The organism is Methanoculleus thermophilus (genome assembly GCF_001571405.1).
In the GTDB taxonomy this organism is placed as follows: domain Archaea; phylum Halobacteriota; class Methanomicrobia; order Methanomicrobiales; family Methanoculleaceae; genus Methanoculleus; species Methanoculleus thermophilus.
Map to the genome: position 1 here is coordinate 189,140 of NZ_BCNX01000003.1, position 15,114 is coordinate 204,253.

15 protein-coding genes and 1 tRNA gene are annotated in these 15,114 nt (G+C 58.4%); 9 read left to right on the forward strand and 7 right to left on the reverse strand.

Annotated features, from left to right (window positions below; genetic code table 11):
- Nucleotides 1-70 precede the first annotated feature (70 nt).
- Nucleotides 71-814 carry a DNA polymerase sliding clamp gene (locus tag MCUTH_RS01025; protein WP_066954197.1) on the forward strand — a complete coding sequence of 248 codons (744 nt, stop codon included), beginning with the start codon at nt 71-73 and terminating at the stop codon, nt 812-814.
- Nucleotides 814-1,818: a DNA primase regulatory subunit PriL gene (gene priL, locus MCUTH_RS01030; protein WP_066954200.1), complete on the forward strand. Its 1,005-nt coding sequence runs from the start codon at nt 814-816 to the stop codon at nt 1,816-1,818. Before MCUTH_RS01025 ends, priL begins: the two co-directional genes overlap by 1 nt.
- A gap of 18 nt (nt 1,819-1,836) precedes the next feature.
- Here priL and speB read toward each other — a convergent pair whose 3' ends face one another.
- Together speB and MCUTH_RS01040 are read right to left on the reverse strand one after the other, a co-directional pair.
- Nucleotides 1,837-2,688, reverse strand: a complete 852-nt coding sequence (speB, locus tag MCUTH_RS01035) for an agmatinase (protein ID WP_066954203.1) — start codon at nt 2,686-2,688, stop codon at nt 1,837-1,839.
- Between the two features lie 25 nt (nt 2,689-2,713).
- On the reverse strand, nt 2,714-3,091 hold the full coding sequence (locus MCUTH_RS01040; protein WP_066954206.1) for a translation initiation factor IF-5A: 378 nt from the start codon (nt 3,089-3,091) through the stop codon (nt 2,714-2,716).
- An 89-nt stretch (nt 3,092-3,180) separates the two neighbouring features.
- On the opposite strand from MCUTH_RS01040, the gene MCUTH_RS01045 reads away from it, so the two are divergent.
- The 6 genes from MCUTH_RS01045 to MCUTH_RS01070 all read left to right on the forward strand — a co-directional run bounded on the left by MCUTH_RS01045 (nt 3,181) and on the right by MCUTH_RS01070 (nt 8,269).
- A complete protein-coding gene (locus tag MCUTH_RS01045) occupies nt 3,181-3,957 on the forward strand; it encodes a bifunctional fructose-bisphosphatase/inositol-phosphate phosphatase (protein ID WP_066954209.1) in 777 nt (258 codons plus the stop codon).
- Nucleotides 3,958-3,964: 7 nt separating this feature from the next.
- Nucleotides 3,965-4,777 carry an NAD(+)/NADH kinase gene (locus MCUTH_RS01050; RefSeq protein WP_066954212.1) on the forward strand — a complete coding sequence of 271 codons (813 nt, stop codon included), beginning with the start codon at nt 3,965-3,967 and terminating at the stop codon, nt 4,775-4,777.
- A 67-nt stretch (nt 4,778-4,844) separates the two neighbouring features.
- Nucleotides 4,845-5,558 (forward strand): DUF169 domain-containing protein, encoded by a 714-nt coding sequence (locus MCUTH_RS01055; RefSeq protein ID WP_066954215.1) that lies wholly within the window; start codon nt 4,845-4,847, stop codon nt 5,556-5,558.
- 125 nt (nt 5,559-5,683) lie between these two features.
- Nucleotides 5,684-6,172 carry an amino acid-binding protein gene (locus MCUTH_RS01060; RefSeq protein ID WP_066954218.1) on the forward strand — a complete coding sequence of 163 codons (489 nt, stop codon included), beginning with the start codon at nt 5,684-5,686 and terminating at the stop codon, nt 6,170-6,172.
- Nucleotides 6,172-7,158, forward strand: coding sequence for a homoserine dehydrogenase (locus tag MCUTH_RS01065; protein WP_066954692.1), 987 nt, complete (start codon nt 6,172-6,174; stop codon nt 7,156-7,158). The genes MCUTH_RS01060 and MCUTH_RS01065 overlap by 1 nt, the downstream gene beginning before the upstream one ends.
- Entirely contained in the window at nt 7,142-8,269 is a 1,128-nt protein-coding gene (locus tag MCUTH_RS01070) for a helix-turn-helix domain-containing protein (protein WP_066954221.1), read from the forward strand. The genes MCUTH_RS01065 and MCUTH_RS01070 overlap by 17 nt, the downstream gene beginning before the upstream one ends.
- A gap of 902 nt (nt 8,270-9,171) precedes the next feature.
- On the opposite strand, the gene MCUTH_RS01075 is transcribed toward MCUTH_RS01070, so the two are convergent.
- The gene (locus MCUTH_RS01075; protein WP_066954224.1) at nt 9,172-10,275 is read right to left on the reverse strand and encodes an inositol-3-phosphate synthase; all 1,104 of its coding nucleotides are present in this window, start codon (nt 10,273-10,275) and stop codon (nt 9,172-9,174) included.
- Between the two features lie 337 nt (nt 10,276-10,612).
- Between MCUTH_RS01075 and fae the strand changes: the two genes are divergently transcribed.
- Nucleotides 10,613-11,116 (forward strand): formaldehyde-activating enzyme, encoded by a 504-nt coding sequence (gene fae / locus MCUTH_RS01080; protein ID WP_066954227.1) that lies wholly within the window; start codon nt 10,613-10,615, stop codon nt 11,114-11,116.
- A gap of 299 nt (nt 11,117-11,415) precedes the next feature.
- Here the strand turns inward: fae and MCUTH_RS01085 are convergent, their stop codons facing one another.
- The 4 genes from MCUTH_RS01085 to MCUTH_RS01100 all read right to left on the reverse strand — a co-directional run bounded on the left by MCUTH_RS01085 (nt 11,416) and on the right by MCUTH_RS01100 (nt 15,035).
- Nucleotides 11,416-12,813: an APC family permease gene (locus MCUTH_RS01085; protein WP_066954230.1), complete on the reverse strand. Its 1,398-nt coding sequence runs from the start codon at nt 12,811-12,813 to the stop codon at nt 11,416-11,418.
- 175 nt (nt 12,814-12,988) lie between these two features.
- Nucleotides 12,989-13,060 (reverse strand) — tRNA-Gly (locus MCUTH_RS01090).
- Between the two features lie 170 nt (nt 13,061-13,230).
- On the reverse strand, nt 13,231-13,923 hold the full coding sequence (locus MCUTH_RS01095) for a PrsW family intramembrane metalloprotease (RefSeq protein WP_066954696.1): 693 nt from the start codon (nt 13,921-13,923) through the stop codon (nt 13,231-13,233).
- Between the two features lie 173 nt (nt 13,924-14,096).
- Nucleotides 14,097-15,035, reverse strand: a complete 939-nt coding sequence (locus MCUTH_RS01100; RefSeq protein ID WP_066954699.1) for a DUF7544 domain-containing protein — start codon at nt 15,033-15,035, stop codon at nt 14,097-14,099.
- Nucleotides 15,036-15,114: the final 79 nt, after the last annotated feature.

Sequence of the window (15,114 nt, forward strand, 5' to 3'; positions counted from 1 at the left end):
GCATATCGTAAAGCACTATAATGAATAACGCGATTATATACTCTAGACGAGATTTTGATAAGGGGTCAGAATGTTAAAGGCAACGATTGATGCAGAAATATTCCGGGAATCCATCGACGCAATCGCCGCACTGGTGACGGAGTGCCGCCTGCACACGGCAGAAGATCAGATCTGGACGCGGGCCGTCGATACCGCAAACGTGGCCATGGTCTCCCTGAACCTCCGGAGCACGGCGTTCAACTCGTTCTCGGCGACACCCGGGGAGCTGGGTCTCGATATCGCGAAGATGAAGAACATCCTCGGTATGATGGGGAAGGGCGACGCGTTGACGCTCAATCTGCTCGATGACGAGCGGAAGCTGGAGATGAGTTTCGGAGGCTACCGCTACTCGGTCACGCTGCTTGACGTCAACACCATCCGCAAAGATCCAAATCCGCCGGGGATCGAGCTTCCCGGAAAGGCAGTCCTCTCGGGCGACGCGCTGAACAACGCCATCAAAGCGGCTGCCGTCATCTCCGATAAGATCGCGCTCGGGATCGACCCGGATAGCATGACCTTCTATATGGAAGCGGAGGGGGACACCGACCATATCAAACTCGCACTCGGTGAGGACGAACTTGTTGCCTTGAACCCGGTTCGGGCACGTTCCCTCTTCTCAATAGATTATCTGAAGGATATGGGCAAGGTCATGGCACGCGCTGATGAAGTGGAGGTCTATCTCGGCATCGATCACCCCGTACGGTTTGCCTTTGACATTGCGGACGGCAACGGCCGCGTTGAGTATCTCCTTGCTCCTCGGATTGAGGCTGATTAATGGATGTCGTACTGGACCATAAAGAACTCACCAAATACCCATTTTTAAAAGAGTCACAGCAGCTGGCCCGTCGGCACGTCGAGTCGCTCGAGGAATTTCTCGCAAGTGGTTCGGGAGCCATGGCGCTCGAACGGGCAAAAGATCGGATCATCGCCGCTCTGAACTCAAAGAGAAGTTTCCAGGACGAGACCACACAGAACCTCAAACCCGAGCTTGAGATTGCGAGTTACGCCCTTGCCCGGGTGCTGGTCTCCTGCATCGGAGATCGCTCCCTCATCGATCGGCTTGCCCGTTACGAGGCAGAGCGCGCTTCGTTCTTTCTTGAGAACGACGATCCACTGATCCGGCAATTCGTTGCCTGGAGCATCGGGATCAATACCGAGGCAACAACCCTGCCGGTCACCGAATACGTCGAACTGGTCTCCCGCATGCGCGACCGGCGTTGGCGGCTCGTGAACAGGGATGTACGCCAGGGTGCGGTCCGCCTTGAGCCGGGCGATATCGATGAGTTGATCCGGGAGCGGATCCGGTTCATCCTCGTAGATCAGCTGCCGCTTCGGATCCCGCCCGCGATCTGCGAGCGCCTCCGTCCGATTGCAAACGAGATCACTGCGTTGCAGCAACAACAGATTCTGGAACAATTCGGCGATATCGAAGAGGAGGCATTCCCGCCCTGCATAAGTGCGCTCATCCAGGCGATCGGTGCAGGGACAAACCTGACACACATGGGTCGGTTTGCTATCACGTCGTTCCTCCATACGATAGGTATGAACACCACCGGAATCGCGGAGATCTTCTCACGGGCGCCCGACTTCGACCTGGATATGACGATGTACCAGGTGGAGCACATCTCCGGCCGTGGGGGGACAGAGTATACGCCGCCGTCATGCGCCACGATGCGCACCTTCGGGCTCTGCACCAACAAAAACAAAGACTGCGAGCGGATCAGCCATCCCTTGAGTTACTACCGTTTCAGAAAGAATAGCAAAAAGAGACCTAAGTAACTGATCTTTGCTGAGCAGTTACTGATTCGCGATCCAGTGCCGGGCGATGAATTCTCGAACGATCTGCGCGGCCACCGTTGCCGTCTGTCCGGTATCGAACGGAGCGACCTCGACATAATCGAACCCGACAGCATCCGGTGCAAGGGCCCGCACGATCTCGCGGATATCAAGCGGTGTCAGCCCGAACGGTTCAGGCGTGCCGAGGCCGGGCGTGAGGCAGCAGTCGATCGCATCGGCGTCGATCGAAAGATAGGTCCTTCTCCCGCCGATATGCTCCCGGATCTCGCGGAGGATATCGGATATGCCTCGCTCCCGCACCGTATCGGCGGTATAGAGCCGGGTCTCTTCTGTTGCGAACTCAAACTGTTCACGGTCCCCGCTCCGTGCGCCGATGATGACAATATCCTTGACCGTATCGAGGACGCGCCGGGTGACGCAGCCGTGGCTGTAGGGTGTCCCATCGAGTTCGTCCCGGAGATCCAGGTGCGCGTCGCAGACGACGTAGACCTCCGGCCGGACGGCTCTCACCGTGCCGATTGTGGCTGTATGCTCGCCGCCGAGCATCACCGGGATCTTGCCGTCGCCGACGATATCGCCCGCAACGTCAGCCACCTGCCCAACAACCTCCTCCGGCAGCCGGGAGACTTCAAGGTCGCCAAGATCCACGACCGGAACCTCGAAGAGGTCTATCCCGGTCGACGGCTCGTAAGACTCAAAGTTGAACGAGAGTTCTCGAATCGCCCTCGGTCCAAATCGCGTTCCCGGTCTAAACGACGTCGTGCCATCGTAGGGAACGCCGAAGATGGCGTAGCGGGCGTCCTCATAGGACGCATCCGCGTCCGCAAAATGGAGATGAGCAAGCTCATGCATGCCCGTCTTTGATAGCCAGTATTGGTCACTCAAGTTTCTTCTTACCCAGGGATGAGATGTACGCGATCTCCTGACCAGGCTCTAGACCGGCGACCTGTTCCTCACTTACGGTCAGCTCGAACATCTCAAAGTCCTTGACATCCATGAGCTGGAGGGTTGTACCGGCAATCGAGATAACCTGCGCAATCTTTCGCTCTACTACGGGGACGTAGGTCTTTGCCGAGACCGGCTGAACGATCGAACGCTTGACGCCGTCAAAGATGCCGATGCAGTCTATTCTGGATTTTGCTGCCCCATGCTTCCCTGGTTTGGATGTAGCGATGGCGACAATCTTGCACGGCTCATCATCAACGACGACATAGCGTCCCTCTTTCAGCTTTCCAACTTCAGTCTGTTCCTTCATATTGACTCACTCGATAAAACGCGTGATTAATGTATCTGGATTACATTACATAAATACACCGTAGAACGAGGGAAGGTACGAGGGCTTTGATGGAGTTCATCCGGGCATGTGACGACCTGGCCGGGGCCGTCCGGGATGCAGTGGCCGGCATGGTCGGAACGCCGGAAGCAGGGGAGTATGTAAAGATGGGCGCAGACGGAACGCCCACCAAAAAGATCGATCAGGTTGCAGAGGATATCGTTGTCGACTACTTTACGCATCATCCGTTCTGCCGCCGCCTGATCAGCGAGGAACTCGGATGTGCCGAGATGGGCGGCGAGAGCGGCACTATCTTCCTCGATCCGATCGACGGCACCTATAACGCTGTGGTTGGGATCCCCTTCTACGCCATCTCCATAGCGTATGCTGAGGATGGCGTCGTACAGGCGGGATACGTCCAGAATCTCGCCACGGGAGAGACATTCCATGCCGTCCGGGGAGAAGGCGCTTACCTTGACGGGCGTGTCATCCACGTCTCGAAGGTATCGCTCCTCGAGAAGAGCGCCATGAGCGTCTACGGCCGGAAGTTCGACCCGACCCGTGTTCTCGGGATCAACCAGAAGATCCGGCGGTGGCGCCTCCTCGGCGCATCCGCGCTCGAACTCTGCTACGTAGGATGCGGCCGCATCGATGGATTTATCGACGTGCGGGGGACACTCCGCGTCACGGATGCGGCCGCCGGAATGCTGGTCTGCGAGGAGGCGGGTGGGAGGATCTCCGATCTCGATGGAAACACCCTTACCTTCCCTGACGAGGTCTCCGTCGGGAGGAGCCTCGTTGCCACGAACAGCATCGTGCACAACAAAGTCATCGAGTATCTGAGGTAACCTTGGAATGAAGGCTGTACTGGTATCCCGTATCGACGATACGGACGCGCTCCGTTACACTGCTGAACTTGCCCGGGATCTCGAGGCTTTGGGGCACGAGGTTGCTCTCGAGGAGGGAACGGCAAGAGAGATCGGAGAGAAGGGCATCCCCTTTGAGGACTTCTCGGGCGACCTGGTCGTGGTCGTCGGGGGCGACGGATCGGTCCTCCTCACCGTTCATCAGATGAAGACGCAACTCCCGGTCATCGGAGTAAACTGGGGTGAGGTGGGGTTTCTTGCGGACCTCGAGCCCGACGAAGCGCGTGCGTTCTTTGCCGCACATAAAACTGGATTCCAGGTCGAGCGCCGGATGCGGATCAGCCTCTCGGTCGATGGAAGATACTTTGGGGATGCCCTCAACGAGGCGGTCATTGTCACCGATCGGCCGGCAAAGATGCTCAGATTCACCGTCTACGTCGACGGGACGCCTGCAGAACGGGTCAGGGCCGACGGCCTGCTTGTATCAACCCCAACCGGATCGACTGCATATGCTATGAGCGCAGGAGGGCCCATCATCGATCCGCAGATCGAGGGGATCCTCATCATTCCGCTCGCTCCCTACATGCTCTCGTCCCGACCGCACCTCATCAGCACGAGGAGGGATCTTGAGATCAGGCTTGAGACCGAGAAACCGGCTCACCTCGTCATCGACGGGCAGAGCACGTTCGAGCTCGAGCGAAATGCCACCGTAACGGTCAGGAAATCGGACCAACCGGCCCTCTTCGTCCATACTGACAAGCCTTTCTTTGAGAAGGTGAATCACAAACTGCGCAATCTCTGACCCTGTTGATACCCAAACAGAGATTTTATGAATGACCACGGGGACTATCTCCACAGAGGAGTGAGATATGGAAGACCAGATGCGTACGAAGATCCCGTATGCGGAGATCGCAAAGACGCTGCAGGGAATCCTCAACCTGCGAGGCTCTCCAGTTGCGGTCAAGTTTGCAAAGAGCCCTGAAGGTATTCCCGAAGGAGTCAAGCCGATCGAGGAGACGATCCGCCATTGCCAGATGATCAGCAAAGCCCGATTCGACGGTGAGATCTTTTACGCGACCGGCGACAAGCACGTCTGCGCGGGGGGTGGGTGGGCCCTCGGGCTGAAAGAACTCACCAAAAGCCTCCGCAGCGGGGAGTTCTACCACAAACTTGGCAAGTTCGAGAGTTGGGCCGCCTGTATGCGGACCATCCAGCAGGTGCCGCACGTCCCCGAACTTGAGACCTACGCGACGGTCTATGCGCCGCTTGAGAAGACGCCGTTTGACCCACACGTCGTCGTCATCGTCGCCCAGCCCCGGGAAATGCTCAAACTCGCTCAAGCCACGCTTTACCATCTTGGCGGCCGGATCGAGTCCTCGATGTCGGGGATTCAGTCGGTCTGTGCGGACGCGACCGCGCAGCCCTACCTCACGGGCAGAATCAATTACTCCCTCGGCTGCGATGGCTCGCGCCGGTTCTCCGGAATCGAGAATGACGAGCTCGTTATGGGCATTCCCGCCGAGATTCTCCCGGAGTTTACCCGGGCTCTCTCGATCGTCGCCGGTGCTCCGGGATCGGTGTAACGACCAACCCCGATATTTCACTCATTTTTGCAAGCGGGAACCTCAACGGTTGGCCTGCTGAATTGTACAAGGCTTATCTTCCCAGCAGGTCAACTATTCAGCAGGTGGTTTTTTTGCGGGTATCCATGAAGCTCGAGATGAAGGATCAGCCCGGACAGCTGGTCGCGGCCCTCAAACCGATCTCAACTGTCGGAGGAAATATCATTGCAGTTATACATCAAAGGGAGATCTCCACGGCCGCAGAGACTCTGGATGTCCAGATCGTGCTGGAACTCCCTGAAGGGCGGCTGAACACTCTTCTCGAACTCCTCCGGGAGCAGGGTGTCAGCGTCGTGCGCATCGGCGAGGAACGTCTCCTCTACGAATGCACGCTGATCATGATCGGCCACCTGATGCACACGGATCTCTCCGATACTGTCGACCAGATCGACAGGACCGGTTCTGCGGAGGTGACCGAACTCTCCCTTGTCATGCCTGCCATAGACTCCCCCTCCTCGGCCCGTATCACCATTCGTTCGACCACCAGGGCTGAGGCAAAGAAGGCGATCGAGATCCTGCGTGGCGTCGCGAAGCAGAAAAACCTCCTCATCATCGAACCTCTGGAGGAAGCATGATGCGGATCGCCATTCTTGGATTCGGCTCCGTCGGCCAGGGGGTTGCCCGGGCGCTCCTTGCAAAAGACCTCAATATCACCGTCACCGGTCTTGCCGACTCGAAGAGCGGGATCATCGATGCCGAAGGGATCGACCTTGCGGCGGCGCTCGACCGGAAAGGGAACGGCACTCCCTGCGGCAATCCAGGGATCAGCCCCATGGATGTGGTGGCAAAGGCGGACTACGATGTTCTCGTTGAGGTGACCCCGACGAACGTGGAGACTGCCGAGCCGGCACTAAGCCACATCCGGGCTGCCCTTCAACGCCACAAACACGTCGTCACCTCAAACAAAGGCCCTATAGCAATTGCCTACCCGGAACTCCGGGCTCTTGCAGAGAAAAACGGCGTCTTCCTGAAGTATGAGGCGACTGTCTGTGGGGCGATCCCGCTCATCCATGCCCTGCAGGAGGGGCTCGCGGGAAACACCATCTCCCGACTATACGGGGTCTTCAACGGTACCTGCAATTACATCCTTACCCGGATGGCTAAGGACGGCCTCACCTACGAACAGGCTCTTGCCGAGGCCCGGGAACTCGGGTATGCTGAGGCGGATCCGACCTACGATGTCGAAGGCATCGACGCGGCGATCAAACTGGTCATCCTTGCAAACACCATCCTTGATATGCAGACCACGCTTGACGATGTAGAGCGGACGGGGATCACCCTTCTTACACCCGACGCCTTGCGGCTTGCCGAAGATCAGGACTGCACCATCCGGCTCATCGGCGAGATCGTTCCGGAAACCGGGGTGCTCCGTGTCTCACCGAGGCTCATTCCAAAAGATCACCCGCTCGTCGTCGAAGGAACACTCAACGCCGTCACAGTTGAGACCGATCTCGCCGGGGACCTGACGTTCATCGGAAGGGGCGCGGGCTCCACGGAGACTGCGAGTGCTGTGATTGGCGATCTCCTCTATCTCCGGAACAGGCATGTCCAGGGTTCTTGAACGAAGGAAAGAGTACCTGCGGCTGATGCGTCAGATGACGCTGGAGAAGGGCTTCTTTACGGTGGTCGATGTTGCGGAGGCCACCAACACTCCCCGGAGCACGGTCCAGGACTGGGTGAACCGTCTCATCGAGGAGGGGTGCGTCGTCATCACAGAAGAGCAGCGCGGGCGGCATCCGGCCCGATACGCTGCAAGCAGCGTGATGCCGGAGAGCGCCTGCAGACGTGTCTTCACGACCGTCGACGGCAACGAGGTCGAGATCTACCACGAATGCATGAGCGGGGGGTGTGCCGCCTTTTGTGAGTTCCATCACGCCCGCGCCGGCGGTCCCTTGCAGTCAGTCCGCAGGGACGGAACCCTGCTCAGGGAACGGGCGGTCATCGGGCGTCGGGAGGTGGCCGTCGGACTCGATCCCGCCCCGGCGGTCGGGATCATCGGTGTCTACCACGATGGCGACTATATTCGCCAGCAGATCCGGTGCATCGGTGGCCCGGCCTACTCCCTTACGGATATGCTCTCTCTCGCCGAGGGCGTCTGCGAGGTCACTGTCCACCGCCAGGGAGCGGTAGTCGAGGGTGAAGTGGTCACCCGGGCGCTCACCTACGTCGCCATCGGGCTCGACGATACCGACACCGAGACCGAGGGGGCGACGTTTGCCCTTGCTCTTGCCCTCCTCCAGCACCTTGCGGAACTCGATGGCGTCATGCCGATCGGTCATCGGGTTGCGATGCTCAATCCCCGGTTCGAGCCCAGAACCGCGGGAAATTCATGCAGTTATATCGAACTCGCGGTGGAGCCCGACCTTGTGCCGCAGATCGAGGAGGTGGCTGTGCGGTTCGTCGCCGATGAGGCGGTCTCCCTGGAGTGGGGCATCGCCGTCCGGCCGGGGTTCCGGGTGCCCGGTGCGCTCCGGGCCTATGGCAGGAGCGCGAGGGAATCGGTGCTCACCCGCGACGTGGCTAAGGAGACCGCCGAACGATTCGGGGCGCACCTCCACGGGGGTCGGGGCGTCATCGGAGCGCTTGCGGCGGTCGCGCTCATCGGGCTCCCGCACGACGTCCTCCTCGACCCGAAGAGGGACGTCTGCACCGGGTGGGAACCGGCGGGGTGAGGGCGGCGGGCTTCGGTTTTTGGGATGCTCTTTTTAAGTGGTTTGCGCCCTTACGATCTGTCCGGTTTTTGATTTATCGTCGCATATCTGCTGAGTTGGTTTCCCATGGGCTATCGCCACCCACTGCCCCCGCCAGATGGGCGGAACGACTCTCCCAGAGAGGAAGGAGTTGGAACATCGACAGGTGCAAGTTACGACGGCCGGAACGGCAGGAGTTGGAGCACCGGAGGTGCGACTTATGACGCTCGGAAAGAGCGGAGCATGAGCAAGGCCGGGTGGGGTGGTGGATACTTACGTACAACATAGAGACAGGGAGGAGCGAGGATCAAGTTTGAGTAAGACCGGAAGTAAGCGGCAAAACCCAGCACACTGGACCGTGGGGACATCGCATTTCGGGGGGGAGGGGACAGGGGAGGGGGGATGCTCCCCCCTCGCACCTAACGGTGCTCAAGCTCCGCTCTTTCAGAGCGTCGCACTCCTCTGAAACCCCACCCCCTAATGCGATACCCCCATGGAATCCGTATCAGGACTGGGTATCAGCACGTTTCAAACGGCCCTGACTCGAAAAGTTTCAAGGGGAGCATCCCCTCACCCGCCAGACCGCCGTTTCTTCCCACGCTACCTATACACGCCGAACAGCCACCAGCGGCGCCGTCGCTGATGAATGGATGAGATCCAGTCGGTACGGATTGGGCTACGAGAAGCATATCTCCCACCCTGCGCCACGGCCGAGAGATGCATCTCGACCGTCAATGGAGATGCGGGAGCGATTGTCTTTTCATTACACGAAAATGGAGTGGGATCTGCACGTCATCCCATGTAGAAATCTCAAATACAACGGGATTGAGCATCGGCAGATCTCGGGGGATCTCGCCCTCATTGAGAGGATCTGCCGAAGGCTCTCACTCATCTCGAAGACCCCGGATGAACTCTTCCGTCCTGCGATAGGCGTCATCGTCCCTGATCTGGACCGGAGGGTGCTTCATGAAGTAGGCAGACGGGGATATCAGCGCGCCACTGATTCCCCGGTCGAGGGCGAGTTTGCAGCACCGGATGGCATCGATGACGATCCCTGCGGAGTTGGGCGAGTCCTCGACGGAGAGGCGGAGATCAAGATGCATGGGAACGTCCCCGAAAAGTCGCCCTTCCATTCTGAGGAAGCAGACCTTGTTGTCTTTCTGCCAGCAGACATAATCGCTCGGGCCGATGTGGATATTCTCATCTTCGAGCGGCTCTTCGAGGACAGATTGCACCGCTTCGGTCTTGGATGCCCGCTTTGAGGCAAGGCGACTGCGGTTGAGCATGTTTAAGAAATCGGTATTACCGCCGGTGTTGAGCTGGTAGGTCCGATCCAGCCTCACCCCCCGTCGCCGGAAGAGGTCGGCGAGGACCCGGTGGGTGATCGTCGCGCCGATCTGGGCCTTGACGTCGTCGCCGATGATCGGGAGGCCCTTCTCACGAAATCTCTCCGCCCAGGCAGGATCGCTTGCAATGAAGACCGGCATGTTGTTGATGAGGGCGACGCCCGCTTCAAGCGCACACTCGGCGTAGAACCGTGCAGCCTCGTCCGATCCCACCGGCAAGTAATTGAGCAGCATCTCTGCGCCGGATTCCTTGAGCGTCCGGACGACCTCTTCACGGGATGCCTCCTCTTCGCTGGCAAGCACGAACCTGCACTCCTCCGGATACTCTTGCATGTGCTCGGGGAACCCGTCCATCACCCGCCCCATCTGGACGGTCACCCCGGTCCTGGGCATGTTTGGATAAAAGATTGTGGTGCAGTTTGGAGGTGCGAAGATTGCCTCGGCGAGATCTTTCCCGACCTTCCTTGCATCGATATCGAAGGCTGCGACCACCTCGATATCAGACGGCAGGTAGCCGCCAAGGTCCCAATGCATCAGTCCGGTTGCGACATCCTCGCTTTTCCCGCGGTAATATTCGATTCCCTGGAGCAGCGAACTGGCGCAATTCCCGACGCCAACAATTGCAATCCTGATCGAATCCACGAAAGCCCCCCAATTGATTCAATATGCCTGACGCAACCATTATCTTCTGAATGCGTTCAAGCATCCCTATGCGGACACGACTGTGAAGACCGTTGCGTTTTAACCTATAATACGGAGCGAGGGATATAAGGGTATGGTTTTGAGAAGCATCAGAGGTTTACAGACAGCCCTGCCGTTCATGCCTCGGAACGAGGAACGAGACCGATAAGGGGCCGATGCCCTCTCGCCGCTCGAGAGGCACTCGAGTCTCCTCTGCCAAGAAAAGGGATGTATTTCATAACATTTTTCCTTCCAGATACTCCATTACCATCATTCACAATTCTTGGAGTGTGAGACTATGGTCAATATCGAACATGCACTCATCGGAGAAGCACTGGTCGGCGAAGGGCCGGAGGTTGCCCATGTCGACCTTGTCATCGGGAAGAAGGGAAGCAGCGTGGAGCAGGCCTTTGTTTCGGCGCTTGCATCGCCGGCAAAGGGCCACACGCCGCTCCTTGCTGTCCTCACCCCCAACGTTCCTGCAAGGCCTTCGACACTGATGGTCAACAAAGTCACGATCAAACACGCAAACCAGGCTCTCCTGATCTTCGGCCCGGCACAGGCCGCCGTCGCGAAGGCGGTGGTCGACAGCGTCGCGGAAGGCATCATCCCGGAGGAAGAGGCCGATGACCTGCTGATCATTGCGTCGGTCTTCATCGAGTGGGATGCGTCGGACAAGAAGAAGATCTATGACTGGAACTATGAGGCGACAAAGACCGCCATCCGCCGGGCGATGACCGGCGAGCCGAGGATGCGAGAGGTGCTCGCCCAGAAGGACACTGCAAAGCACCCCTTTGCGTGATATGATACGATTTTTTTCCCTCTCTTTTTATTAGCGGGGTGACTTTGGTCCACACGAATGCGCCAGGGAGATGGAGAGCGATCCGGCCCTTTGGGAGTACGACCGACGCTTCTGTAGCATCTGGTTGACCGGTTCGAGCAGGTGATGAGGCAGATGTGGCTATCGATGGCCAGCGAATCCGCGATATGGACCAAAGCATCGCATCTGCCTCTACGGCCGTCATGATGACTGCGACAAAAATCTTGAGGGCGGCGACCGGGTCCATCGGCTGCTTTTCCATGAGCGGGAGGAGACGGGTGTTATCCCCGAGTCCATCTCAGAATCCTGTGGATGAGGTTCAGGAAGTTTGCGAGGTAAGTCTCCTTTGCCTCAAGCCGTCGCAGGAGCACGGCCTCCTCGGAGAGGAAGAGATCTTTGAGGTGGCGCATATCTGCCTTCGGAGAGTAGTAGAGGTAGACCGGGATCCCTGCGAGGACAACCAGGGCCCCCGCGACTTTATCGAAGGTTGTGGTGGAGAAGAGGAGAAAAAGGCAGATTGCGATCCCTGCGAGGGGGAGGATGCGCTGGCCGCGGAGGCTGGTAGCCCGGTCGCTCCGGAGAACGATGAGGGAAAAGCAGGTAAGCAGGAACGAGAACGCGAGGTTGAAGACAGCAAACGATATCATCCCGGGAAGGTTCCCGATGTTCGAGAGGACGAACGCGAGCACCCCCTGGACAATGAGAGCTACGTACGGCGTTCCGTAGTTCGGGTGAACCTTCGCAAACGCACGGGGAAAGAGCCCGTCAATCGCCATCGCATATGCGAGCCGTGCGCTGCCGAGCATTCCCGATTCGTCCGACCCCGCAACCGAGAAGAGAGCGCCGACCGTCATGATGAGCGCTCCTATCGACCCGAAGAGGATGGTGCCGGCTGTGACAAGCGGCACGGGATTCTGTTCTAGTTGGGTCCAGTTGACGAGCCCGAAGAGGACGAAGTTCGTCGAGAGGTAAAAGAGAGCGACGATCAGTATTCCGCTGATGATGGCTCGGGGGATGGCCTTCTGCGGGTCCTGTACTTCGCCGGCTGGAAGTGTCCCCATCTCGAACCCGGCATAAGCCCAGAAGATCAGGACCAGAGCGTGGGAGATATTCTCGAGTCCGAGAGGGAGCAGCGGGGTGTAGTTTCCGATGAGCATCTCCGGCCGGAGGATGAAGATACCGAACCCCGCTATGATCAGGAGGAGCAGGGGAAAGAGTTTGATGAGCGTCAGGACATCGTTCAGTCTCCCTGCTGCCCGGACGCCGACTATGTTGACGAGCGTCAAGGAGACGACGAAGGCTGCTCTCACGGTGACTCCTGCAGCCGGGGTGAGGGGGACGAGAGTCTGGAGATAATTCGTAAACGCGATTGCAAAGACTGGAAGAGCGAGGAGCTCCGCGACCCACATGCTCCAGCCGGCAAGAAAACCGTAAAAGTCATCCAGCGCCTCAGAAACGTAGGCAAACGGCCCACCGACCCTGGGGGTGTAGTAACTGCAGTAGGCAAAGATCATCGCAAGCGTTATGGCAAAGAGGCCGGCCACCACCCAGAGAACGATTGAGAACGGGCCGACCAGGCCGGCCGTGAGTGCTGAGGCTATGTAGATATCGGCACCGACGATCGCCCCGACAATGATGCTCGTCAGGTCAAACTGGGAGATCTCCCGCTGTAGCCCCATCGTAGCAGGGGGAGGAGGCAGTAGATGAGATAAGTATTCCGCGTCGATCTATCGGGGATATCACCGGATGCTCATGAAGGTAGAGCAACGGGAATGCTGGCGCTCTCCCTTGAAATAGCGGATACTTGTGCAAGTGTGCTGAGTGGATAAAAAACTCAAAGAAGAAGTTCCCCAGTGCGCCGACCGGGACTCGAACCCGGGTTTAGGCGTTGGCAACGCCTAGTGATAACCACTACACTATCGGCGCACGCGTGTTCTCGCACCTGTGTGCCTTACAACATGGCACTCACTTGGTAATAAATCTATCGAATGACGCCGGGACTCTGGGGGTGTCGTCCCCGACGGTTTCACACCCTCAGGCTGGGTTCAAGCCCTGTGGGCCGCCCCAAGATGATGATTACACTCCCCACCGCGCATCTATTGCCGCCCATAGCGAAGTGCGGCTGCAATGTTGCGGTTTGCCAGTATCCAGAGCCCGGGGGTCAGAATCAGGATGAAGATGATCATGGTATAAGCGAAGATCTCAGCGGTCATGAGCAGGAAGTTGAAGGCGCCGTGCAGGGCCATGCCGAGAAGAAGCCCTCCGATGATGATCCGGGGGCGCCGTTCGGGCGCCATGAACTTGGCCCGGCCGAGGGCGTAGCCCCAGGCACTGGCAAAAAGCGCATGCCCCGGAACGGAGAAGATTGCACGGACGACGATCGTGCCGAGCGCAAGTGCCGGCGAGGTAAGATAGGCCGTAAAGACATAGAAGACATTTTCAAGCGATGCAAGCCCGAGGGCTGCGGCAGCGGCATAGACAATCCCGTCCATCGGCTCGTCGAACTCCGTGTCCTGGTAGGCAAACTGGCGCACGACGTAGAACTTGCCGTACTCCTCGACGATGGGCGCAACGATGGCACCCATGATCAGCGGAGATGCGATGAAGAGGCCGAAGAATCCCTCAACAAAAGCCACGGGAAACGTGACGAGGGCCCCGAGGAGGAAGATCTTGGCGATCAGGGCCGCCGGTTCGGGTTCATACCTATCCCTGCGGTAGAAATACCATGCCCAGAAGACTCCCGGCCCCAGCGCCAGGGCAAGGATCACCAGCGGCTCAACCTCAACCATGCTGGTGGAGGTGAGGGTGCCATTGTGGAAGAGTCTTTCCATTTATGACGATTGCAAAGCACCCTCTCCGCGATGGAGGGGTGACGCAGAGTACAGGACGGCCCTCATCCTATCATGATGGGAGGGCATGTGTGGTGGTGTATGGCTGGATGTGGACAGCCCGAAAAAAAGAGTTACTCCGGAAGGAGCCGGTACTCCGGGGCGAGACCCTCAAGCACCAGCAGACCATAGTACCGGAAGAACGTGACGAACGGCACCATGATCAGGAGCGTGACCGGGATTGCGATGACGAGATAGGGAATGAGGAGCGCAAGGAGCAGCAGGATGTTTGCCATGGGTGCGGCAAGGAACACGAACCCTATGAGAATGAACGGTATCGCGATGACCATCATTGCCAGGACGATCAGGACTATCTGAACAATTCCGGCGATGAAAGCCAGCACCAACCGGAGAATGATATAGAGGAGAGTCTGCCAGACGTTGGTAGAGATCACCCCGATCAGCCTCCGCCACCCCTCGATGACACCGCAGTCCTCGCGGATCATGATCGGGACGACAAAGTCGGTGGTCAGGAGGAAGATAATCCCGAATATGAGGCTCAAAACCAGGATAGCCGGGATGAAGACGAGGAGGAGAAGCGGCGCACCGGGAACGCGTCCCATTCCGGAAAACACAAAGAGCAGAACGGCGAGCGCCGCGACACCGAGTACCAGGAGGATCGCAAAACCCGCCTCGAAGAGAAAGAGCCGCAGCCCTTTCCCGAGTCGCTCTCCAAAGAAAGGCCGTATGTGGACATCCCCCGTCCTCAGCATATCGACGAAGACAAACTGCATCACCGCGCCGACGATCATCCAGATCAGAACGAGTGCCAGTGCGGCGAGGATGATGACCCCAACGAGCGGCAGGATCCCGGGAAGGGAGCCTTCGATCCCGGGCGGAAGATCGCCCTCCCCGAAGTTATAGTCGGAAGTGCCTGGGAGGCTTACACCACCAATAAAGAGCGCGATCAATGCCAGGCGGAGCCAGACACCCCACCGGAACGGCCAGAGCAGGCTTTTCGTGCGCTTAAAGGCGCCATCCAGCCTGCTGAAAGCATACGTCTCATCAGCCATAGATCTCATGAAGAAGAGGAACTTCCAGCCATTAAATCCTTCTTTAAGCGCATTGGCCCAGCAGCCGGGACCCGGGGTG